Below are 21,894 nucleotides of genomic sequence, written 5' to 3' on the forward strand. Positions count from 1 at the left end.
TCTCTTGCGATAATTAGCGCATGGTCACAAATTCTTCTGAAGCGGTTGGGTGGATAGCTACTGTAGCATCAAAGTCCGCCTTGGTTGCACCCATCTTGATGGCAACAGCGAATCCTTGAATCATCTCATCCACTCCGTAACCAAGTCCGTGTAGTCCAACAACTTTTTCGTCAGCACCGGTGGTGATGAGTTTGAAGCGAGACTCTTGACGATGGTTTGTAACGGCTGAGTACATGGATGCAAAGCTTGACTTGTAGACTTTGATGTTATCTTTGCCGTATTCTTTTATAGCTTGATCCTCAGTTAAACCAACGGTTCCGATTGCTGGGTGGGAGAAGACAACTGTAGGGATAGTCGTGTAGTCCATCTTGGCATTTGTTTTCCCGTTGAAAAGGCGTTCAGATAGGGTACGTCCTGCCTTGATGGCTACTGGGGTCAGTTCCTTCTCACCAGTCACATCTCCAAGAGCATAGATGCCATCTACAACTGTATTCTGATACTCATCCACTTGGATAAATCCACGTTGGTTGAGTGTAACGCCAGCCTTTTCTAACTCTAGACCGTCTACATTTGGACGGCGACCGGTAGCCCAGATAACTTGGCTGGCAGTGTGACTAGAACCGTCTTCGAAATAAATGGTAATACCTTGCTCCGTTTCTTCGAGCTTGACGGGTACCTTATGTGTGTGCAAAGGTAGAGCTGTTTTTTCCATTTCATTGACAAGTCCTTCAACGATATAGCTGTCAAAACTACGCAAGGGACGATCACGACGGACAAACAAATCCGTTTTTACTCCTAGCGCGTGGAGAACACCTGCTAATTCAACGGCGATATAACCAGCTCCAAGAATCGCAACGGATTCAGGAAGTTGCTCCCAAGCAAAGACATCGTCTGAGCTGCCACCGAGTTCAGCTCCAGGAATAGTTGGGATGCTTGGACGAGCGCCAGTCGCAATCACGATATGCTTGGCACGAATCAATTCACCATTAACGCTGACTGTGTGGGAATCAACAAAATGAGCACGACCTTCAATCAAATCAACCCCGTTGCGCTTGAAACTTCCATCATAAGATGAGCGAGCGCGATCAATGTAGGCTTCACGGTTTTGACGAAGTTTAGCAAAATCAAATTGAACATCTGAACTTGTAAAACCATAGTCAGGGCCGTAGTGGTGGAAGTTTTCAGCGATTTGCGCTCCATACCACATGATTTTCTTAGGAACACAGCCGACATTGACGCAGGTTCCACCTAATTTTTTCTCTTCGATAACAGCAGCTTTAGCACCGTGTTCGCCAGCGCGGTTCATAGTGGCAATGCCGCCGCTTCCTCCACCAATGGCGATGATATCATATTCTCTCATAGAAAACTCCTTATAGCTTTGATAGTCATATTCTATCGTTTTTATTTTTTGAATGCAAAAATCTGCTACGATAAAAAAATTATAAAAACGCTTGCCAAATTCAAAAAGATATTGTATTATATATCTAGCACAACAATCCAATAAACGAATACCGAACGAAATAATGGTCCTGAATTGTCATTGTTTCCATCTGAACTGTCATTGTTTGGGCTTGGTATTTCTGATATAATGGTTTTTGTAAGGCAAAAGATTAAAGGAGCTTGAAAATGAAAAGAAATAAGAAGGCAAAAAAATGGCAATTATACACAGCGATTGGTGTTGCCAGTGCTATTGTTATCGGTGCTGCGGGGATTTTGATTTTTAGACAACCTTCCCAGTCAGCAGTCAAGGAGGAAACCTCTCATATCGTTACTGCTAAGGAAGGTTCCGTTGCTTCATCGGTTCTCTTGTCAGGTACGGTTACAGCAAAAAATGAACAATACGTTTATTTTGATGCTAGTAAGGGAGATTTAGATGAAATTCTCGTTTCGGTTGGGGACAAGGTCGAAGAAGGGCAAGCTTTGGTCAAATACAGCAGTGCAGATGCTCAAGCTGCCTATGATGCGGCTGATCGTGCAGTTGCAAAGGCAGACCGTCATATCGAGGAGTTAAACAAGGCTCGTGAAAATGCATCAGCTACACCAGCTTCTCCACAGGTTCCAACAGAAGCTGGACTCCCAGAACAAGCGCAAGCAGCAACTTCTTCCGTATCCTCTATTGATTCTCAAATAAGTGATGCCAAGGATAACCGTGCAGATGCTGTGGCTCAGCTCAACAAGGCTCAAGCACAGCTAGATGCCGCAACTGTCCTCAGTACACTTGAAGGGACTGTAGTTGAAGTTAATCGTAATGTTTCCAAATCACCAACGGGTAACAGCCAAGTGGTAGTTCATGTTGTAAGTAATGAAAACTTGCAGGTCAAAGGGGAGTTGTCTGAATACAACCTTGCTAACCTTTCTGTAGGCCAAGAAGTTACCTTTACTTCGAAGGTTTACCAAGATAAGAGCTGGACAGGAAAAATCAGCTATATTTCTGATTATCCTAAAAACAATGGAGAAGCAGCAAATGCAGCCCTTGGAGGAAATACTGGATCTAAGTACCCTTATACTGTTGATGTGACTAGCGATATCGGTGAGTTGAAACAAGGCTTCTCTGTCAGTGTGGAAGTCAAAAACAAGAGTAAGGCCATCCTTGTTCCTTTGACAAGTGTTGTTACCGAAAATGACAAAAACTATGTCTGGATCGTTGACGACCAGAAAAAAGCGAAGAAGGTAGAAGTTACTTTGGGGAATGCGGACGCAGACAACCAAGAAATTACTTCAGGTTTGACAGACGGTGCCAAGGTCATCAGTAATCCAACATCTTCCTTGGAAGAAGGAAAAGAGGTGAAGGCTGATGAAGAAACTAATTAGTCTCAAAAATATCTGTAGAAGTTATCGAAATGGTGACCAAGAACTGCAGGTCCTTAAAAATATCAGTCTAGAAGTTCATGAAGGTGAGTTTGTTGCCATTATGGGACCATCTGGTTCTGGTAAGTCTACCTTGATGAATACCATCGGAATGTTGGATACACCAACCAGTGGAGAGTACTACCTTGAAGGTAAAGAAGTTGCAGGTCTTGGAGAGAAACAACTGGCCAAGGTCCGCAACCAGCAAATCGGCTTTGTCTTTCAGCAGTTCTTTCTCTTGTCTAAGCTCAATGCGCTTCAAAACGTCGAATTGCCCTTGATTTACGCTGGAGTTTCGGCTTCTAAACGTCGGAAATTGGCTGAGGAATTTCTGGAAAAGGTTGAGCTGACGGAGCGCAGTCATCATTTGCCTTCCGAGTTATCAGGTGGTCAAAAGCAACGTGTAGCGATTGCCCGTGCATTGGTAAATAATCCTTCTATCATCCTAGCAGACGAACCTACAGGAGCCTTGGATACCAAGACGGGAAATCAAATCATGCAGCTGTTGGTGGAGTTAAACAAGGAAGGGAAAACCATTATCATGGTCACGCATGAGCCTGAGATTGCTGCCTATGCCAAACGCCAAATTGTCATTCGTGATGGTGTTATCTCATCAGACAGTGCCCTAGAAAAGGAGGAAAACTAAGATGCAGAATCTGAAATTTGCCTTTTCATCCATCATGGCTCACAAGATGCGTTCCTTCCTCACCATGATTGGGATTATCATCGGAGTTTCGTCTGTCGTTGTCATCATGGCTCTTGGCGACTCTATGTCTCGTCAGGTCAATAAAAACATGACCAAATCGCAGAAGGATATCCATGTATTTTTCTCTCCTATCAAGAGCAAGGATGGCTCCTTTACTCAGCGTCAGTCAGCTTTGACAGTTAGCGGGAAAGAAGAGGATGTTCATGTTGAACCACCAAAACCACTAGAATCTTGGGTCAAGGAGGCTGCCAAACTCAAAGGAGTAGACAGTTACTATGTCACCAACTCGACCAACGTTACCTTATCTTATAAGGATAAGAAGGTTGAACGAGCGAATCTGACAGGCGGAAATAGCACCTACATGAACGCAGTTGAAAATGAAATCGTTGCGGGTAGAAGTCTAAGACCGCAAGACTACAAGGAATTTGCCAGTGTGATTTTGCTGGACGAAGAACTAGCCAAGAGTTTGTTTGATAGTCCCGAAGCTGCGGTTAATCAAATCATCTCTGTTAATGAATTTAGTTACCGTGTGATTGGCGTTTATACTAGCAATGAAGCTAAAACTGCTAAAGCCTTTGGGATTGGTGGTCTTCCAATTACGACTAATATCTCTCTCGCAGCCAATTTTAATACTGATGAAATCTCGAATATCGTCTTTCGTGTCAATGATACTAGTCTAACGCAGACCTTGGGACCAGAGTTGGCTCGAAAACTGACCGAGATTGCTGGTCTTCAGCAAGGAGAGTACCAAGTTGCGGACGCAACTGCCGCCTTCCAAGAAGTACAACAACTCTTTGGTTTTATGACCACCATTATCAGTGCCATCGCAGGAATCTCTCTCTTTGTCGGGGGAACCGGTGTTATGAATATCATGCTGGTTTCGGTGACAGAACGCACGCGTGAGATTGGTTTGCGGAAAGCGCTCGGAGCTACTCGGGCTAATATCTTGGTACAGTTTTTGATTGAATCCATGATCTTAACCTTGCTAGGTGGTGTCATCGGCCTTGGGATTGCTGCTGGAATGACCATGTTAGCTGGAGTATTGCTTCAAAACATGATTGCAGGTATTGAAGTTGGGGTTTCACTCCCAATCGCTCTCTTTAGCTTAGCTGTGTCAGCCAGCGTTGGGATGATCTTCGGAGTCTTGCCGGCCAATAAAGCCTCTAAGCTCGATCCAATCGAAGCCCTTCGTTATGAATAAGATATAGAACAGAAAAAACGAGATGGACGCTTGTCTATCTTGTTTTTTGTGTGGATTTTCCTATCGAAAATCACTAAAAATATGATATAATGAAGTGTTAGAAAAACAGGTTTCATTTGCCTGGAAAGGAAAAATTATGTCTGAAAAGAATTTTTATATTACAACACCGATTTACTATCCATCTGGTAAACTTCATATCGGTTCTGCCTACACAACCATCGCTTGTGATGTCCTAGCTCGCTACAAACGCCTCATGGGCTACGATGTCTTTTATCTGACAGGTCTTGACGAGCATGGTCAGAAAATCCAGCAAAAAGCGGAAGAAGCTGGCATCACGCCGCAAGCCTATGTTGACGGCATGGCAGTTGGTGTCAAAGAACTCTGGAAATTACTCGATATCTCATACGATAAATTTATCCGTACAACGGACGACTACCATGAAAAAGTAGTGGCACAAGTCTTTGAACGTTTGCTTGCTCAAGATGACATCTACCTAGGTGAATATTCTGGTTGGTATTCAGTCTCAGATGAGGAATTCTTTACAGAAAGCCAGCTTGCAGAAGTTTTCCGTGATGAAGCTGGAAATGTAACCGGCGGTATTGCTCCATCAGGTCACGAGGTTGAATGGGTTTCAGAAGAGTCTTACTTCCTTCGCCTCAGCAAATACCAAGATCGTTTGGTAGAATTTTTCAAATCTCACCCTGATTTCATCACTCCAGATGGTCGTCTCAATGAAATGTTGCGTAACTTCATCGAGCCAGGTTTGGAAGACTTAGCAGTTTCTCGTACAACCTTTACCTGGGGTGTTCCAGTCCCATCAAATCCCAAACACGTTGTCTACGTTTGGATTGATGCCCTTCTTAACTATGCGACTGCTCTTGATTACGGTCAAGACGATCATGCTAACTATGATAAATTCTGGAATGGAACGGTCTTCCACATGGTTGGAAAAGATATTCTTCGTTTCCACTCCATCTACTGGCCAATCCTTCTCATGATGTTGGATATGAAATTGCCTGACCGCTTGATTGCCCACGGTTGGTTCGTCATGAAAGACGGCAAGATGTCTAAGTCTAAAGGGAATGTCGTTTACCCTGAAATGCTAGTAGAACGTTATGGACTGGATCCACTTCGTTACTACCTCATGCGTAGCCTTCCAGTCGGTTCAGATGGAACCTTCACTCCAGAAGACTACGTCGGCCGTATCAACTATGAATTAGCAAATGACCTTGGAAACCTCCTTAACCGAACAGTTTCCATGATTAACAAGTACTTTGATGGACAAATTCCTGCCTATGTAGAAGGTGTGACAGAGTTTGATCATTCTCTTGCTCAAGTAGCTTCTGAATCAATTGCTGATTACCATACACACATGGATGCTGTTGACTATCCACGTGCTTTAGAAGCAGTATGGACTCTTATATCACGTACCAACAAATACATCGATGAGACAGCCCCATGGGTCTTGGCTAAGGATGAAGAGCACTGTGACCAATTGGCAAGTGTCATGAGCCACTTGGCAGCCAGCCTTCGTGTCGTAGCTCACATGATTGAGCCATTTATGATGGGAACTAGTCGCGCTGTATTGGCACAACTTGGCTTAGCAGAAGTTTCTAGCCTAGAAAACTTGAGCTTGGCAGATTTCCCTGCAGGTGTGACTGTTGTTGCCAAAGGAACACCAATCTTCCCACGTCTCGACATGGAAGAAGAGATTGCCTATATCAAAGAACAAATGGAAAGCACCAAACCAGCCGTCGAAAAAGAATGGAATCCAGATGAAGTTGAACTCAAACTCAACAAGGATGAAATCAAGTTCGAAGACTTTGATAAGGTCGAGATCCGTGTCGCAGAGGTCAAAGAAGTGTCTAAAGTAGAAGGTTCTGACAAGTTGCTCCAATTCCGCCTAGATGCTGGTGATGGCGAAGACCGTCAAGTCCTCTCAGGAATTGCAAAATACTATCCAAACGAACAAGAATTGGTCGGCAAGAAAGTCCAAATCGTTGCCAACCTTAAACCACGTAAAATGATGAAAAAATATGTCAGCCAAGGGATGATTCTCTCAGCTGAACATGATGGACAATTAACCCTTCTCACAGTTGATCCAGCTGTACCAAACGGAAGTGTGATTGGCTAATAGCAAAAAACCAACGTTAGACACGTTGGTTTTTCTTGTTGTTTGCGATATTTTCTAAGAAGTGGTCCATCTCCTTTTGCAACCTGAGGACAATTACTTTCTCAGGGTAGGTTTCTTGAACCCGTTGATAGCGTTCTTTAGCATTCTTTGTCCGCCCATCCCAGAGAATCCATCGGATAAAATCCCAGTCAAAGCGTTCAGGACAGCCTGCTGCCATACTTTCTCTGACCTTGCCTCGGTATTTGAGATAACGCTTAAAGGCCCTCAGTAAGCAAGTCCAAGGTGAAAAATTGAGGAAGATGATTTGGTCAGCTTCTTGCATTCTTTCCTCGTAATAGCACCAAGAGTAGTTGCCATCGATAACCCAAGCTTCATGCTTTGTGAGAAAGTTTTTCATCTCGCCCAACATCCATTCGCGGTCACTGTCTTGCCAACCAGGTTGAAATTGGAGCGTATCCATATGCAGTTTGGGGATGGAGTAGTAGTTAGATAACTTTTCTGCTAGAGTTGACTTACCAGCTCCAGAATAACCGATAATTGCGATTTTCATTTTCTACCTTTTCTGATTAGAGGACAAAAAAACAGCCTCTATGGACTGTTTCTTATTTAGCAAGTTTAGCTGAAAGACGAGCTTTATCGCGGCTTGCTTTGTTTTTATGAATCAAACCTTTAGTTTCTGCTTTGTCGATAGCTGAGCTAGCAGCACGGAAAAGTTCTTCAGAAGGGTTTGCTTCGAAAGCTTTGATAGCAGTACGCATAGCTGATTTTTGAGCTGAGTTTTTTTCGTTTTGTTTAACGTTCAATTCAGCGCGTTTGATAGCTGATTTAATGTTTGCCAATGTTCTTACCTCCATATTTACTAACTATACCATTATATATGAAAACTTAGGTTTTGACAAGGGGAAATTATTTTTTTAGGTAAATTTCATCGATTTCATGGTTTTTAGTCTTGTGGAGAATGACCTCGGCGCGATTCCTTGTTGGTTCGATATAGTTTTGTAGATTTGTGAGATTAATACTGGTCCAAACCTGGTGAGCAAAGGCTTCAACTTCTCCAATCGGCATTTGTGTAAAGCGGTGGTAGTAGCTGTTGGGATCATTTTGGGCAAAGCTGAGCAGCTTTAAGAAACGATCCAGATACCAACTTTCAATGTCCTCGACAGCAGCATCCACATAGATGGAGAAATCAAAGAAATCAGTGATGTAAAGACGCTCATTTTGAGGGTTTTGAAAGACATTAATCCCCTCGACAATGACAAAATCAGCAGCTTTGACACGTTGCTTCTCTCCAGGAACGATGTCATACACTTCATGAGAATAGACAGGAATATCGACATCTTGCCCATTCTTTAGGCGGTCAAGAAAATTCAGCAAGGCTTCCATATCATAACTTTCAGGAAAACCTTTGCGATTTAAGATATCTTGGTCCATCAAGGTTTGATTGGGATAGAGAAAACCGTCAGTTGTCACCAATTCTACAGTAGCATCTGGGAGAGTACGTGATAAAAGAATCTGAAGTAAGCGACTAGTAGTCGATTTCCCCACAGCAACACTACCAGAAACCCCAATGATAAAAGGTTGGGATTTGCTTTCGCGTTGGAGAAAAATTCCTTTTGAAAATGCCAAATCATCCTTGGTGCGCTTGTAAATATAGATAAGATGAACTAGGGGAAGATAGACATCTGTTACGTCCTGTAGACTAATCTGGTCATTGAAACTCTTGATGGATTCTAACTCTTCCTCTGTCAAGGGAGGGGTTGTTTTGCGATGTAATGATTGCCAAGTCTGGCGGCTGATTTTCTCAAAATGTAAAAATTCGTTGGTCATTTGTTTTCCCCTAGATATTTTGTTTATCATACCATAAAAAACTAAAAAGATAAAGCGGTTTCTTGATGGTAGTAAGTCAATATCGTATAATAGATGTAGATGGAGGTTGAATAATTTAATGATGAGATAGAGAATGGTTTCTGAAGACTTATCAGTTATTGAAAGTGGGCTTTTTAGTTCGCAACTTATAGGAGGTATACAATGAAAATCTTGAGATGTTACTTATTGGAACTCTGTTTTATTTTAAGTTTTGCACTACCTTTTATAAGGGATGCGAATGCGGATAATGGTAGACGCTTTGTAGAAACCTATTACGGTTTTACCTTCTTGATGGATCATCTCCTTGTAACAGTTATCTTTATCTGTTCACTCTTGATTGCTTGGCTAGTAAAAAAGCAGTGGACGAAATGGCTTGCTGCTGGTAGTTATCTATTTTTGATTTTGTGGATTGCTACAGAAGGATATCTATTCCGTATGTCACTAGAAGATTTGATACGACTTTGGACAAGTTTGGAAATCTTGACACAAACTTATCAGTTGGGTTTTTATCTAAACATCATATTGGGAATCCTGTTGATAATAAAGTATTTTAAGGTTAAGCAATAGTGATGAAAATGTGCTTGATTACAGGCGATCTGTTTTTTCCTGACTATGATAATTTGTAGTTCCCGATAGATTGTAATGTATTTCTAATAATTGAAAGAGATTGAAGAAAAGGTTTTTTGACTAGGATTCTTCAGTCTTTTTCATTTGATCATCACTTTGTAAACGATTTACAATTCAAGCCAAATTATGGTAAAATAGTTTTATGAGTAAAATGTATTATGCAGAAAATCCTGATGCTGCTCACGACATTCATGAGTTGAGAGTGGAGTTGTTGGGAGAAAACATGACCTTTTTGACGGATGCGGGTGTTTTTAGCAAGAAAATGGTTGACTTTGGGAGTCAGCTCTTGCTCAAGTATCTAGAGGTAAATGAAGGAGAGACGGTCCTTGATGTGGGTTGTGGTTATGGGCCATTGGGCTTGTCATTGGCCAAGGCTTATGGAGTTCAGGCGACCATGGTCGATATCAATAATCGTGCCTTGGACCTAGCGCGACAAAATGCTGAACGTAATAAAGTAGAAGCAACGATTTTCCAATCCAATATCTATGAACAAGTTGAAGGGAAGTTTGACCATGTTATTTCTAATCCGCCGATTCGAGCGGGCAAACAGGTTGTTCATGAGATTATCGAAAAGAGCAGAGATTTCTTGAAAGACAGAGGAGATTTAACCATCGTCATTCAGAAAAAACAAGGGGCTCCAAGTGCTAAAAGTAAGATGGAAGAAGTTTTTGGAAATTGTGAAATCGTAAAGAAAGATAAGGGATATTATATCCTTAGAAGTGTGAAAGAATGAGAGCAGTTGATTTAATCCAAAAGAAACGAGATGGTCAAGAACTGACTTCAAATGAAATCAAATGGTTGGTAGAAGGCTATGTGGCTGGAACTGTTCCAGACTATCAAATGTCTGCTTTTGCTATGGCTGTTTATTTTAAAGGAATGACCACACGTGAGATTTCTGATCTGACGATGAATATGGTCAAGACAGGTCAGGAGTTTGATTTGTCAGCTATTGAGGGGGTTAAAGTTGATAAGCATTCGACTGGTGGTGTAGGTGATAAGGTGACCTTAATCTTGGCTCCTCTTGTTGCGAGTTTCGGCGTGCCTGTTGCTAAGATGAGTGGTCGAGGTCTCGGCCATACTGGTGGAACAATTGATAAATTGGAGTCTATTAAGGGATATCAAGTTGAGCGAAGTCAAGAAGATTTCATTCGTCAGGTACAGGACATTGGTGTATCTGTCATTGGGCAGTCCAATCAACTGGTTAAAGCAGACAAACTTCTCTATGCCCTCCGTGATGTGACAGCAACTGTCGACACGATTCCTTTGATTGCTAGTTCTGTTATGAGCAAGAAAATTGCTGCAGGAGCGGATGCCATTTTGCTAGACGTAACGGTCGGTGAGGGTGCCTTCATGAAGACGGTTGATGAGGCGCGCGAATTAGCTCAAACCATGGTGGATCTTGGTAAGGCTGTTGGTCGAAAAACAGTAGCAGTCATTACCGATATGAGTCAGCCCTTGGGAAGAGCCATTGGCAATCGTCTCGAAATCCTTGAGGCATTGGAGATTTTACAAGGGAAAGGCCGAGAAGATATTAGTCACTTTATCTGCGAGCTAGCTCAGATTATGCTTGGGTTGGCTGATGTTGAGAAAACGATCGAGGAAATCCGTCAACACCTGGAAAATGGCCAAGCACTGGCTAAGTTTGAAGAAATGGTAGCAGCACAAGGTGGCGATTTAGAAGATCTCTATCGCCCAGTCAAAGTTGCCCATGTGCTGGAAATTCCAGCTCAAGATACAGGTGTTATTTCAGCCCTTCCAGCTATGGAATTTGGGCTCTATGTCATGAGACTAGGAGCTGGTCGTGCAGTCAAGTCTGATGACTTGGACTATGAAACAGGGATTGTTTTTGAAAAGAAAGTTGGAGACTCCGTTCAAAAAGGAGAAATTGTTGCAAAAGTTTATACAAATGGAAAAATTTCTTCTGAACTAGTTACAGAATTTCAAAAATATGTTAAAATAAATGATGGAGTGCAAAGTTTACGAGAAATTATAGAAATTATCTCATAAAACTAGGGAGAATCCGAATATGAAATTAAATAAATATATCGATCATACGCTTTTAAAGCAAGATGCAAGCCAAGAACAAATTGATCGTTTGCTATCTGAAGCGCGTGAGTATGACTTTGCCAGCGTTTGTGTTAATCCTACATGGGTTAAACATGCGAAAACAGGGCTTGAAGGCTCAGATGTAAAGGTTTGTACAGTAGTAGGTTTTCCTTTGGGAGCAACAACTTCAGCTGTGAAAGCTTTTGAAACAAAAGAAGCTGTCCAAAACGGTGCAGATGAGATTGATATGGTTATCAATGTTGGTGCCCTCAAATCAGGCAATCTGGATTTAGTTGAATCGGACATCCGTGCTGTCGTAGAAGCAAGTGGTGACAAGTTGGTGAAGGTCATTATTGAAGCTTGCTTGTTGACAGACGATGAAAAGGTTGTGGCCTGCCAATTATCCCAGAAAGCAGGCGCTGACTTTGTCAAAACATCAACTGGATTTTCAACTGGTGGTGCCACTATTGAGGATGTTCAGTTGATGCGTAAAACAGTCGGACCAGATATGGGAGTTAAGGCGGCTGGTGGAGCTCGTTCATATGCAGATGCTGTCGCTTTTGTGGAAGCAGGCGCTACCCGTATCGGAACATCTGCTGGTGTAACAATCTTAAAAGGAGAATTAGCAGATGGCGACTACTGAGTTGATTGAACTAGCAATTGAAACCAGCAAACAAGCCTATGTCCCCTATTCTCACTTTCCTATCGGAGCTGTTTTAGTAGCCAAGGATGGTAGTATTTATACGGGTGTAAACATCGAGAATGCTAGCTATCCCTTGACTAATTGTGGAGAGCGTACTGCTATTTTTAAAGCAGTTTCGGAAGGGCAACGGGAGTTTTCAGAGTTGATTGTCTACGGACAAACTGAAAAACCCATCTCGCCATGTGGTGCTTGTCGCCAGGTCATGGTTGAATTTTTTGAACAAGATCTAAAAGTGACTTTAGTCGCTAAAGATAAATCGACGGTCGAGATGACGGTCGGGGAGTTACTTCCATACTCATTTACAGACTTAAATTAGTCTGGGCCACTCTTATAGTGGCTGTGGTCTGTGTGACCAAACAATCCATACTTGCAACATCGTTGCACATCTTATTTAGGAGGTTCAGTAATGAACAAGAAACAATGGCTAGGCCTTGGTCTAGTTGCAGTAGCAGCAGTTGGACTTGCTGCATGTGGTAACCGCTCTTCTCGTAACGCAGCTTCATCTTCATCAGAAATGAAGACCAAAGCAGCAATCGTAACAGATACTGGTGGTGTTGATGATAAATCATTTAACCAATCAGCTTGGGAAGGTTTGCAAGACTGGGGTAAAGAACACAATCTTTCTAAAGATAAAGGTTATACTTACTTCCAATCAACAAGCGAAGCAGACTATGCTAACAACTTGCAACAAGCGGCTGGAAGTTACAACCTGATCTTCGGTGTTGGTTTTGCCCTTCACAATGCAGTTGAGGAAGCAGCAAAAGACCACTCTGACCTAAACTATGTCTTGATTGATGATGTGATTGAAGGTCAAAAGAATGTTGCGAGCGTAAGATTTGCAGATAATGAAGCAGCTTACCTTGCTGGTGTTGCAGCAGCGAAAACTACGAAAACAAAACAAGTTGGTTTTGTAGGTGGTATTGAATCTGAAGTTATTTCACGTTTTGCAGCTGGATTCAAAGCTGGTGTTGAATCAGTAGACCCATCTATCAAAGTCCAAGTTGACTATGCTGGTTCATTTGGTGATGCTGCCAAAGGTAAAACAATTGCAGCAGCTCAATATGCTGCCGGTGCAGACGTTGTCTACCAAGCAGCTGGTGGTACAGGTGCTGGTGTCTTTGCTGAAGCAAAATCATTGAACGAAAACAAAAATGAAAACGAAAAAGTTTGGGTTATCGGTGTAGACCGTGACCAAGCAGCAGAAGGTAAATACACTTCTAAAGATGGTAAAGAATCTAACTTCGTTCTTGTATCTACATTGAAACAAGTTGGTACAACTGTAAAAGATATTGCCAACAAAACAGAAAAAGGTGAATTCCCTGGTGGACAAGTGATTGTTTACTCATTGAAAGATAAAGGGGTTGAGCTAGCAGTAACAAACCTTTCAGAAGAAGGTAAAAAAGCTGTTGAAGATGCAAAAGCTAAAATCCTTGACGGAAGCGTAAAAGTTCCTGAAAAATAATGGATAAAAGTCATTTCTTAGGAAGCGGCCATTGGTCGCTTCTTTAAGAATTGAGGCAATTTTTGTCTCAATAGAGCTTGTTAATGTGATTAGCAGGTTTTATTGAAATAAAATAAACCTCTGAAAGGAAGAGCATATGGCACACGAAAATGTCATTGAGATGCGGGATATTACCAAGGTGTTTGGTGAATTTGTAGCAAACGACAAAATCAACTTGCAACTGCGAAAAGGTGAAATCCATGCACTTTTAGGAGAAAATGGAGCGGGTAAATCCACTCTGATGAATATGCTGGCAGGACTTCTTGAACCAACGAGCGGTGAAATTGTGGTGAATGGTCAAGTTGTAAAACTAGACTCACCATCTAAAGCCGCTGGTCTTGGAATTGGGATGGTTCACCAACATTTTATGTTGGTTGAGGCTTTTACAGTAGCTGAGAATATCATTTTAGGGAGTGAAATCACTAAAAATGGTGTTCTAGATATAGCTGGTGCTACTAAAGAAATCAAGGCTCTTTCTGAACGTTATGGTTTGGCAGTAGATCCAGCTGCTAAGGTGGCGGATATTTCCGTTGGTGCCCAACAACGTGTAGAGATCTTGAAAACACTCTATCGTGGTGCTGATATCCTTATCTTTGACGAACCTACAGCCGTATTGACTCCTTCAGAGATTGATGAGTTGATGGCAATCATGAAAAACCTTGTCAAAGAAGGGAAGTCCATTATTTTGATTACCCATAAACTGGATGAGATTCGTGCGGTATCGAATCGAGTGACGGTTATCCGTCGTGGGAAATCAATCCAGACAGTTGAAATCGCAGGGGCAACAAATGCGGACTTGGCAGAAATGATGGTTGGACGCTCAGTCTCCTTTAAAACGGAAAAACAAGCACCACAACCCAAAGAAGTGGTCTTGTCTATCAAAGACTTGGTTGTCAATGAAAACCGCGGTGTACCAGCTGTGAAGAATCTTTCTTTGGATGTTCGTGCTGGTGAAATTGTTGGTATTGCAGGTATTGATGGCAATGGTCAGTCTGAACTCATTCAAGCCATTACTGGTCTTCGTAAGGTTGAGTCAGGTAGCGTTGAATTAAAAGGCAAATCAATCGTGGGGATGCATCCTCGACAAATTACAGAACTAAGCGTGGGGCACGTTCCTGAGGACCGTCACCGTGATGGCTTGATTTTGGAGATGATGATTTCAGAAAATATCGCTCTTCAAACCTACTACAAAGAACCACTCAGCAAAAATGGCATCTTGAACTATGCCAATATCACTTCACATGCCAAGAAATTGATGGAAGAATTTGACGTCCGTGCGGCAAGCGAATTTGTTCCAGCGGCAGCTCTTTCAGGAGGAAATCAACAAAAAGCGATTATCGCTCGTGAGATTGATCGAGATCCTGATCTCCTTATCGTCAGCCAGCCAACTCGTGGTTTGGATGTCGGTGCCATTGAATATATCCACAAACGTTTGATTGAAGAGCGTGATAATGGGAAGGCTGTCCTTGTTGTCAGCTTTGAATTGGATGAGATTTTAAATGTCTCAGACCGAATTGCTGTTATTCACGATGGTAAAATTCAAGGTATTGTATCGCCAGAAACAACTAACAAACAAGAACTTGGTGTCTTGATGGCAGGTGGAAACTTGGGAAAGGAGAAGAGTGATGTCTAAAAAATTACAACAAATTTCGGTTCCCTTGATTTCCGTATTCTTAGGAATCTTGCTCGGAGCCATTGTCATGTGGATCTTCGGATATGATGCTATCTGGGGTTATGAGGAGTTGTTCTATACAGCTTTCGGTAGTCTTCGTGGAGTTGGTGAAATTTTCCGTGCCATGGGTCCTCTTGTCTTGATAGGTCTTGGTTTCGCAGTTGCCAGTCGAGCAGGTTTCTTTAACGTTGGACTTCCTGGTCAAGCACTTGCAGGCTGGATTCTCAGTGGTTGGTTTGCCTTGTCAAATCCAGATATGCCTCGTCTCGTTTTGATTCCATTGACAGTGATCATTGCTTTGATCGCAGGTGGAATTGTTGGTGCGATTCCAGGTATCCTCAGAGCCTATCTCGGTACGTCAGAGGTTATCGTGACCATCATGATGAACTACATTGTATTGTATGTGGGAAATGCCTTTATTCATGCCTTTCCGAAAGATATTATGCAAAGTACAGACTCAACGATTCGTGTTAGTGCCAATGCTACTTACCAGACACCATGGTTATCAGAGTTGACTGGAAATTCCCGTATGAATATTGGAATCTTCTTTGCAATCATTGCTGTAGCTGTGATTTGGTTCTTGCTCAAGAAAACGACTCTCGGTTTTGAAATTCGTGCAGTTGGTCTTAATCCCCATGCTTCAGAGTACGCTGGTATTTCAGCAAAACGTACAATCATTCTATCAATGATTATCTCTGGTGCCTTGGCTGGTCTTGGTGGGGCGGTAGAAGGTCTTGGAACCTTCCAAAACGTTTACGTTCAGGGATCATCATTAGCTATCGGATTTAACGGGATGGCAGTTAGTTTGCTTGCTGGAAATTCACCAATTGGAATTCTCTTTGCAGCTTTCTTATTTGGAGTTTTGCAAGTAGGAGCACCGGGTATGAACGCAGCGCAAGTTCCGTCTGAGCTTGTTAGCATTGTAACAGCGTCTATTATCTTCTTTGTCAGCGTTCACTACATTATCGAACGCTTTGTCAAACCTAAAAAACAAGTTAAAGGAGGTAAGTAAGGATGTCTATTACAACATTACTCACCCTCTTGGTCTCTTCTATGCTGATTTACTCAGCACCACTTATTTTTACGAGTATTGGAGGAGTCTTCTCTGAACGTGGTGGTGTCGTTAACGTCGGTCTTGAAGGAATTATGGTTATGGGAGCCTTTTCTGGGGTTGTCTTTAACCTTGAGTTTGCAGAACAACTTGGAGCGGCGACTCCTTGGATTTCCTTGTTAGTTGCTGGTATCGTGGGAGCTATTTTCTCCCTCATCCATGCCGTCGCTACAGTTCATTTCCGTGCAGACCATGTTGTCAGTGGTACAGTATTGAACTTGATGGCTCCTGCCCTAGCAGTTTTCTTGGTTAAAGTTCTTTATAACAAAGGGCAAACGGATAACTTAAGCCAGACTTTCGGACGTTTTGATTTCCCAGTTTTGGCTGATATCCCTGTGATTGGAGATATCTTCTTCAAGTCAACAAGTTTGCTAGGTTATATCGCGATTGCCTTCTCATTCCTTGCATGGTTTATTCTCTTTAAGACACGTTTTGGTCTTCGCCTTCGCTCTGTTGGTGAACACCCTCAGGCAGCGGATACCTTGGGGATCAATGTCTACAAGATGCGATATCTTGGGGTTATTATTTCAGGATTCCTAGGTGGAATTGGGGGAGCAATTTATGCTCAATCCATTTCAGTTAACTTCTCAGTGACAACTATTATCGGTCCTGGATTTATCGCCCTTGCTGCGATGATCTTTGGTAAATGGAACCCAATTGGTGCTATGCTTTCTAGTCTTTTCTTTGGACTTTCACAAAGTTTGGCAGTTATCGGTTCTCAATTACCTTTCCTACAAGGAGTTCCAGCGGTTTACCTTCAAATCGCGCCTTATGTCTTGACCATTCTTGTCTTGGCAGCCTTCTTTGGAAAAGCAGTTGCGCCTAAGGCAGATGGGATCAACTACATCAAGTCAAAATAAGCATACAAAAAAACGCCAGTTTCAAACTGGCGTTTTATTTATTAGGATTTTGATGGGTTAGGTTCAATCCCCAAGGGACAAGATTTTCAGTTTTATTTTTGATACGTATGATATTATCCTTGTGACGAATGATAATCAAGCTAGCAAGTGCTAGGATAATCAGAATGAAGAGAGGGTCATAGCTACTCAGGATAAATCCAAATAGTGGAAATAGGAGAACTCCGATAACGGCTGCAATAGAAGCAGTAACGCTTGATAGTGAAATCATACTACCTAGATAGAGGCTTCCAAAGAATACGATTGCTAGATAAAAACAGAAAACAGGCGCAAATCCGAAAATCACTCCAGCACTGGTTGCGACAGCCTTGCCACCTTTAAATTCTGCAAAGATAGGAAAGGTATGTCCAATTACGGCCAAAAGACCAAAGACAAGAGGTGATACACCTTGAAGGTGGAAAAGGATTGGAAGGAGAGTGGCCAAGGTTCCTTTAAAGAAATCAATCACAAAGGTTGCCATACCCGCTTTCTTACCTAAAATTCGGAAAGTATTGGTTGTTCCGGTGTTTCCAGAACCATGTTCACGCAGATTTGTTTGAAAGAAGATTTGTCCAATCCAAAGACCAGACGGAATCGAACCTAGCAGATAAGCTAAAATTAATAATACAAATGTCATCATAGTACTATTATACCATGAAATGGTATAGAAAGTCAGAGAATATCCTGTGAAATTGTGACAGCTGAAAGGGAAAAGCTTTGCAAAATCGCTAGAAAACCTGTAAAATAGAAAAGATGAACAAATAGGAGGTTCCTTGTGTCAAAAAAGGAAATCAATATTAATAACTACAATGATGACGCCATTCAGGTGCTAGAAGGGTTGGATGCGGTCCGTAAACGTCCAGGGATGTACATTGGATCGACCGACGGAGCAGGTCTCCATCATTTGGTCTGGGAAATAGTGGACAATGCAGTCGATGAAGCCTTGTCTGGATTTGGTGATCGCATTGATGTGACCATCAATAAAGACGGGAGTTTAACGGTTCAAGACCACGGACGTGGGATGCCAACGGGAATGCACGCCATGGGAATTCCAACTGTTGAAGTTATCTTTACCATTCTCCACGCTGGAGGGAAATTCGGTCAAGGTGGCTATAAGACATCTGGAGGTCTTCACGGAGTCGGTTCTTCGGTTGTTAATGCCCTCTCAAGTTGGTTGGAAGTTGAAATTACCCGTGACGGTACAGTCTACAAGCAACGTTTTGAAAATGGCGGGAAACCCGTCACAACCTTGAAGAAAATTGGTACAGCACCCAAGTCTAAGACCGGTACCAAAGTCACTTTCATGCCTGACGCGACGATTTTCTCTACGACTGACTTCAAATACAATACCATTTCAGAACGACTCAATGAGTCAGCCTTTCTCTTAAAAAATGTGACCTTGTCTTTAACAGATAAGCGAACAGATGAAGCAATCGAATTCCATTATGAGAACGGGGTACAAGACTTTGTTTCTTACCTCAATGAAGACAAGGAAACCTTGACGCCAGTCCTATACTTTGAAGGCGAAGACAATGGTTTCCAAGTGGAGATTGCCCTCCAGTACAATGATGGATTTTCAGATAACATTCTATCCTTTGTCAATAACGTTCGTACGAAAGATGGTGGAACACATGAGACAGGACTCAAGTCTGCCATTACCAAGGTTATGAATGACTATGCGCGCAAGACAGGACTTCTCAAGGAAAAAGATAAAAACCTTGAAGGGTCAGACTACCGCGAGGGACTAGCAGCCGTTCTTTCTATTCTCGTTCCTGAAGAACACCTCCAGTTTGAGGGTCAGACCAAGGATAAACTGGGGAGTCCACTAGCTCGTCCGGTTGTGGATGGAATTGTGGCTGATAAGTTGACCTTCTTCCTTATGGAAAATGGAGAATTGGCTTCCAATCTCATTCGCAAGGCTATCAAGGCGCGTGATGCTCGTGAGGCAGCTCGCAAAGCGCGTGATGAGAGCCGAAATGGTAAGAAAAATAAAAAAGACAAGGGCTTGCTTTCTGGTAAATTGACTCCAGCCCAGTCTAAAAACCCTGCAAAGAATGAACTCTACCTAGTCGAAGGAGATTCTGCCGGTGGTTCTGCCAAGCAAGGTCGTGACCGTAAATTCCAAGCTATCTTGCCTCTTCGTGGCAAGGTTATCAATACAGCCAAGGCTAAGATGGCGGATATCCTCAAAAATGAAGAAATCAATACCATGATTTATACCATCGGTGCTGGTGTTGGAGCAGATTTCTCACTTGAAGATGCCAACTATGACAAGATTATTATCATGACCGATGCCGACACCGACGGTGCCCATATCCAAACTCTTCTTTTAACATTCTTCTACCGTTATATGCGTCCGCTAGTTGAGGCAGGCCATGTCTATATCGCCCTTCCTCCACTTTACAAGATGTCCAAAGGCAAAGGCAAGAAAGAAGAAGTGGCCTATGCTTGGACGGATGGTGAGTTAGAAGAACTTCGCAAGCAGTTCGGTAAAGGCGCTACGCTCCAACGCTATAAAGGTCTTGGTGAGATGAATGCAGACCAACTCTGGGAAACAACCATGAACCCAGAAACGCGTACCCTCATCCGTGTCACGATTGAAGACCTAGCACGCGCTGAACGTCGCGTCAATGTCCTTATGGGAGATAAGGTCGAACCACGCCGTAAATGGATTGAGGATAATGTCAAGTTTACCTTGGAGGAGAGTACTGTTTTCTGATGGTTAGAAAAAATTATTTTGAAATCTTAGATGGTATGAATTTTAACCCGAGCACGGAATTTGATAATCTCTATATTTTGTTATCGAATAGATTGTTAGAGGAACTAAATCATAAATTTCTTAATTATCAAAATCGCAGAACTTTTATAGATTTTGATGAGTTCTTAAAGTTTTGCTTATCTCAAGCGGATAATGAATTAGAAAAACTTTTTATTTTTACTGAGCTTTTAAATGATATGTTGTCGATTATAAACCCGAATCATCCCTTATTAAGGGATGATGTGTATGCTGTTAGAGAAAATATCAACAGAGTTCTAGATTTATCGAATAATGAGTTTCTTACTTTAGAAAGTGGTCGTCAAATCATCGTTGAAAAGAATGTTTATGCCTCAGAAGTTTCTCAGATTGTATCTGAAACGAGTATTCAAGATGCGATAAAGGTTTTAGAATATAATCATTTTGCAAATAAAGGAGATGTTCAGCGTAAGAAAGAAATACTTATTGCTTTAGCGAACTACCTTGAACCGTTTAGGAGAGAATTAAATAATTCTGAAGAATTAAAAGATATTTTGAAAGTTAACAATCAAAAGGTTATCGCGTTTGAAAAACTTTTTGAAATGTATAATAATTTTGGTTTAAGGCACAATAATTCAAATCAATATCATCTTGATTTGGCTGATGATGAACTGGAACAATGGTACGATGACATCTATACTTCGACTTTATTTGTTATTTTAAGCATGGATGAATCTAGAATTTTGTCGAAATTAAAAACTTTGAGAGAAGGATAGCTAAATCTGTTATAATTGATTAACTAATTTAACTTGAGAAATAGTACGCTAATAGACAGCAATATCAAATAAAGAACAGGTGTTAACATGAGAACTGAACCCGAAATGCTTGATTTAATTTTACAAACCGCAAAAACTCTAAAAGTCGAAGCCGTGGCACTATCTGGTTCACGTACAAACCAAAAGGTTCAAACAGATGAGTTTCAAGACTATGATGTTGTTTATGTCGTGGACGATTTAGATAATCTGACGAGTGACCTTGCTTGGTTGGACCAGTTTGGCGCTCGTATCATTGAGCAGCATAATATCCTAGGCAACCGTCGTCTCTATCTCATGCTCTTTGAAGATGGCAACCGTATTGATTTGACTCTATGTCCTAAAGAGTATATCAAGGAGTGGGTAGAAAGCGAAGCGGATTTCACGGTGCTAGAGGACCCTAAGGGCTTATTTTCGCCTTATTCTCCAAATCCTCAGCGTTACTGGACGAATCCAGCTAGTCAGACAGATTTCGAAAAAGCCTGCAATGAATTTTGGTGGGTATCAGCCTATGTGGTCAAGGGAATCTGTCGCAAGCAAGTCATCTATGCGACCGACCATCTCTACGAGATTTGCCAACAAGAACTCTTGAAGGTCTTGGCTTGGCAGGTTGCAAGTGATAATGGAACAGTCGATATCGGCAAGAACTACAAGTATCTTTTTCAGTATTTACCTGCAGAGAAGGAGAAGGAATTCTCTGCTCTCCTTGATTTTTCAAGTGTAGAGAAAATCACTCAATCCCTACTCTCCACAATGAATCTCTTCCACAGAGAAGCTCAAATTCTTGCTCAAAAGATGGGATTTGGCTATGATATGGAAGTAGCTGAGAAGATGATTGAGTATGCTGAGGAGAGACTTCTTAATCGTTAACTAAATAAAGAATCTAATTTTAAAGATTAAACTACAGAAAGGGTCTTTTGGTTACTGAATGTAACTGAACACGGGACTAATTTCCAGTAAATATCCTTTATTTTATAAAAACCTACTCTACATTCTTTGAAAGGAGTTGAACACGCCCTAAATGCTGTGTGAAAAAGA

The 21,894-nt window shown here is 41.9% G+C and carries 21 protein-coding genes; 16 read left to right on the forward strand and 5 right to left on the reverse strand.

Annotated features, from left to right (window positions below; all coding sequences use genetic code 11):
- Positions 1–13: 13 nt before the first annotated feature.
- Positions 14–1,360 carry a glutathione-disulfide reductase gene (gor, locus tag M1F65_RS01735; RefSeq protein WP_247925348.1) on the reverse strand — a complete coding sequence of 449 codons (1,347 nt, stop codon included), beginning with the start codon at positions 1,358–1,360 and terminating at the stop codon, positions 14–16.
- Positions 1,361–1,626: 266 nt separating this feature from the next.
- Here gor and M1F65_RS01740 point away from each other — a divergent pair, with 266 nt between their 5' ends.
- The 4 genes from M1F65_RS01740 to metG all read left to right on the forward strand — a co-directional run bounded on the left by M1F65_RS01740 (position 1,627) and on the right by metG (position 6,888).
- A complete protein-coding gene (locus M1F65_RS01740) occupies positions 1,627–2,811 on the forward strand; it encodes an efflux RND transporter periplasmic adaptor subunit (RefSeq protein WP_061586896.1) in 1,185 nt (394 codons plus the stop codon).
- The gene (locus M1F65_RS01745) at positions 2,795–3,493 is read left to right on the forward strand and encodes an ABC transporter ATP-binding protein (protein WP_061586897.1); all 699 of its coding nucleotides are present in this window, start codon (positions 2,795–2,797) and stop codon (positions 3,491–3,493) included. Before M1F65_RS01740 ends, M1F65_RS01745 begins: the two co-directional genes overlap by 17 nt.
- A gap of 1 nt (position 3,494) precedes the next feature.
- A complete protein-coding gene (locus M1F65_RS01750; protein WP_001180398.1) occupies positions 3,495–4,754 on the forward strand; it encodes an ABC transporter permease in 1,260 nt (419 codons plus the stop codon).
- 136 nt (positions 4,755–4,890) lie between these two features.
- A complete protein-coding gene (gene metG, locus M1F65_RS01755; protein WP_125384519.1) occupies positions 4,891–6,888 on the forward strand; it encodes a methionine--tRNA ligase in 1,998 nt (665 codons plus the stop codon).
- Between the two features lie 16 nt (positions 6,889–6,904).
- On the opposite strand, the gene M1F65_RS01760 is transcribed toward metG, so the two are convergent.
- The 3 genes from M1F65_RS01760 to coaA form a co-directional block, all read right to left on the reverse strand.
- Positions 6,905–7,438, reverse strand: coding sequence for a DNA topology modulation protein (locus tag M1F65_RS01760; protein WP_125384520.1), 534 nt, complete (start codon positions 7,436–7,438; stop codon positions 6,905–6,907).
- 52 nt (positions 7,439–7,490) lie between these two features.
- Positions 7,491–7,727: a 30S ribosomal protein S20 gene (rpsT, locus tag M1F65_RS01765; protein ID WP_001274000.1), complete on the reverse strand. Its 237-nt coding sequence runs from the start codon at positions 7,725–7,727 to the stop codon at positions 7,491–7,493.
- Between the two features lie 67 nt (positions 7,728–7,794).
- Complete coding sequence (gene coaA / locus M1F65_RS01770) at positions 7,795–8,715, reverse strand: type I pantothenate kinase (RefSeq protein WP_247925349.1); 921 nt, start codon at positions 8,713–8,715, stop codon at positions 7,795–7,797.
- Positions 8,716–8,916: 201 nt separating this feature from the next.
- Between coaA and M1F65_RS01775 the strand changes: the two genes are divergently transcribed.
- The 9 genes from M1F65_RS01775 (at position 8,917) to M1F65_RS01815 (ending at position 17,274) form a co-directional block, all read left to right on the forward strand.
- Entirely contained in the window at positions 8,917–9,321 is a 405-nt protein-coding gene (locus tag M1F65_RS01775; protein ID WP_049520707.1) for a hypothetical protein, read from the forward strand.
- Between the two features lie 202 nt (positions 9,322–9,523).
- Positions 9,524–10,114, forward strand: coding sequence for a class I SAM-dependent methyltransferase (locus tag M1F65_RS01780; RefSeq protein ID WP_247925350.1), 591 nt, complete (start codon positions 9,524–9,526; stop codon positions 10,112–10,114).
- Positions 10,111–11,388 carry a pyrimidine-nucleoside phosphorylase gene (locus M1F65_RS01785; RefSeq protein WP_247925351.1) on the forward strand — a complete coding sequence of 426 codons (1,278 nt, stop codon included), beginning with the start codon at positions 10,111–10,113 and terminating at the stop codon, positions 11,386–11,388. Before M1F65_RS01780 ends, M1F65_RS01785 begins: the two co-directional genes overlap by 4 nt.
- Before the next feature lie 19 nt (positions 11,389–11,407).
- Positions 11,408–12,070, forward strand: coding sequence for a deoxyribose-phosphate aldolase (gene deoC, locus M1F65_RS01790; RefSeq protein WP_042769003.1), 663 nt, complete (start codon positions 11,408–11,410; stop codon positions 12,068–12,070).
- Positions 12,057–12,446 carry a cytidine deaminase gene (locus tag M1F65_RS01795; protein WP_000246111.1) on the forward strand — a complete coding sequence of 130 codons (390 nt, stop codon included), beginning with the start codon at positions 12,057–12,059 and terminating at the stop codon, positions 12,444–12,446. The genes deoC and M1F65_RS01795 overlap by 14 nt, the downstream gene beginning before the upstream one ends.
- A 90-nt stretch (positions 12,447–12,536) precedes the next feature.
- Complete coding sequence (locus M1F65_RS01800; RefSeq protein WP_001036150.1) at positions 12,537–13,592, forward strand: BMP family lipoprotein; 1,056 nt, start codon at positions 12,537–12,539, stop codon at positions 13,590–13,592.
- 136 nt (positions 13,593–13,728) lie between these two features.
- Positions 13,729–15,264: an ABC transporter ATP-binding protein gene (locus M1F65_RS01805; protein WP_000929834.1), complete on the forward strand. Its 1,536-nt coding sequence runs from the start codon at positions 13,729–13,731 to the stop codon at positions 15,262–15,264.
- Positions 15,257–16,315: an ABC transporter permease gene (locus tag M1F65_RS01810; RefSeq protein ID WP_000038688.1), complete on the forward strand. Its 1,059-nt coding sequence runs from the start codon at positions 15,257–15,259 to the stop codon at positions 16,313–16,315. Before M1F65_RS01805 ends, M1F65_RS01810 begins: the two co-directional genes overlap by 8 nt.
- 2 nt (positions 16,316–16,317) lie before the next feature.
- Entirely contained in the window at positions 16,318–17,274 is a 957-nt protein-coding gene (locus tag M1F65_RS01815; protein ID WP_000029130.1) for an ABC transporter permease, read from the forward strand.
- Between the two features lie 34 nt (positions 17,275–17,308).
- Here the strand turns inward: M1F65_RS01815 and plsY are convergent, their stop codons facing one another.
- The gene (gene plsY / locus M1F65_RS01820) at positions 17,309–17,950 is read right to left on the reverse strand and encodes a glycerol-3-phosphate 1-O-acyltransferase PlsY (RefSeq protein WP_049550356.1); all 642 of its coding nucleotides are present in this window, start codon (positions 17,948–17,950) and stop codon (positions 17,309–17,311) included.
- Between the two features lie 135 nt (positions 17,951–18,085).
- Here plsY and parE point away from each other — a divergent pair, with 135 nt between their 5' ends.
- From parE to M1F65_RS01835, 3 genes are all read left to right on the forward strand, one after another.
- A complete protein-coding gene (gene parE, locus M1F65_RS01825; RefSeq protein ID WP_000037294.1) occupies positions 18,086–20,029 on the forward strand; it encodes a DNA topoisomerase IV subunit B in 1,944 nt (647 codons plus the stop codon).
- Positions 20,029–20,820, forward strand: a complete 792-nt coding sequence (locus M1F65_RS01830) for a tryptophan--tRNA ligase (protein ID WP_247925352.1) — start codon at positions 20,029–20,031, stop codon at positions 20,818–20,820. The genes parE and M1F65_RS01830 overlap by 1 nt, the downstream gene beginning before the upstream one ends.
- A gap of 87 nt (positions 20,821–20,907) precedes the next feature.
- Positions 20,908–21,726, forward strand: coding sequence for an aminoglycoside 6-adenylyltransferase (locus M1F65_RS01835; RefSeq protein ID WP_042902167.1), 819 nt, complete (start codon positions 20,908–20,910; stop codon positions 21,724–21,726).
- The last annotated feature ends 168 nt before the right edge of the window (positions 21,727–21,894 follow it).

The sequence above is a fragment of the Streptococcus oralis genome (assembly GCF_023109195.1).
Taxonomy (GTDB): domain Bacteria; phylum Bacillota; class Bacilli; order Lactobacillales; family Streptococcaceae; genus Streptococcus; species Streptococcus oralis_BV.

What these genes read in the sequence shown, in the direction of transcription:
- gor (WP_247925348.1), bottom strand. Translation starts at nt 1,360, where the DNA reads ATGAGAGAATATGATATCATCGCCATTGGTGGAGGAAGCGGCGGCATT.
- M1F65_RS01740 (WP_061586896.1), top strand. Translation starts at nt 1,627, where the DNA reads ATGAAAAGAAATAAGAAGGCAAAAAAATGGCAATTATACACAGCGATT.
- M1F65_RS01745 (WP_061586897.1), top strand. Translation starts at nt 2,795, where the DNA reads ATGAAGAAACTAATTAGTCTCAAAAATATCTGTAGAAGTTATCGAAAT.
- M1F65_RS01750 (WP_001180398.1), top strand. Translation starts at nt 3,495, where the DNA reads ATGCAGAATCTGAAATTTGCCTTTTCATCCATCATGGCTCACAAGATG.
- metG (WP_125384519.1), top strand. Translation starts at nt 4,891, where the DNA reads ATGTCTGAAAAGAATTTTTATATTACAACACCGATTTACTATCCATCT.
- M1F65_RS01760 (WP_125384520.1), bottom strand. Translation starts at nt 7,438, where the DNA reads ATGAAAATCGCAATTATCGGTTATTCTGGAGCTGGTAAGTCAACTCTA.
- coaA (WP_247925349.1), bottom strand. Translation starts at nt 8,715, where the DNA reads ATGACCAACGAATTTTTACATTTTGAGAAAATCAGCCGCCAGACTTGG.
- M1F65_RS01775 (WP_049520707.1), top strand. Translation starts at nt 8,917, where the DNA reads ATGAAAATCTTGAGATGTTACTTATTGGAACTCTGTTTTATTTTAAGT.
- M1F65_RS01780 (WP_247925350.1), top strand. Translation starts at nt 9,524, where the DNA reads ATGAGTAAAATGTATTATGCAGAAAATCCTGATGCTGCTCACGACATT.
- M1F65_RS01785 (WP_247925351.1), top strand. Translation starts at nt 10,111, where the DNA reads ATGAGAGCAGTTGATTTAATCCAAAAGAAACGAGATGGTCAAGAACTG.
- deoC (WP_042769003.1), top strand. Translation starts at nt 11,408, where the DNA reads ATGAAATTAAATAAATATATCGATCATACGCTTTTAAAGCAAGATGCA.
- M1F65_RS01795 (WP_000246111.1), top strand. Translation starts at nt 12,057, where the DNA reads ATGGCGACTACTGAGTTGATTGAACTAGCAATTGAAACCAGCAAACAA.
- M1F65_RS01800 (WP_001036150.1), top strand. Translation starts at nt 12,537, where the DNA reads ATGAACAAGAAACAATGGCTAGGCCTTGGTCTAGTTGCAGTAGCAGCA.
- M1F65_RS01805 (WP_000929834.1), top strand. Translation starts at nt 13,729, where the DNA reads ATGGCACACGAAAATGTCATTGAGATGCGGGATATTACCAAGGTGTTT.
- M1F65_RS01810 (WP_000038688.1), top strand. Translation starts at nt 15,257, where the DNA reads ATGTCTAAAAAATTACAACAAATTTCGGTTCCCTTGATTTCCGTATTC.
- M1F65_RS01815 (WP_000029130.1), top strand. Translation starts at nt 16,318, where the DNA reads ATGTCTATTACAACATTACTCACCCTCTTGGTCTCTTCTATGCTGATT.
- plsY (WP_049550356.1), bottom strand. Translation starts at nt 17,950, where the DNA reads ATGATGACATTTGTATTATTAATTTTAGCTTATCTGCTAGGTTCGATT.
- M1F65_RS01830 (WP_247925352.1), top strand. Translation starts at nt 20,029, where the DNA reads ATGGTTAGAAAAAATTATTTTGAAATCTTAGATGGTATGAATTTTAAC.
- M1F65_RS01835 (WP_042902167.1), top strand. Translation starts at nt 20,908, where the DNA reads ATGAGAACTGAACCCGAAATGCTTGATTTAATTTTACAAACCGCAAAA.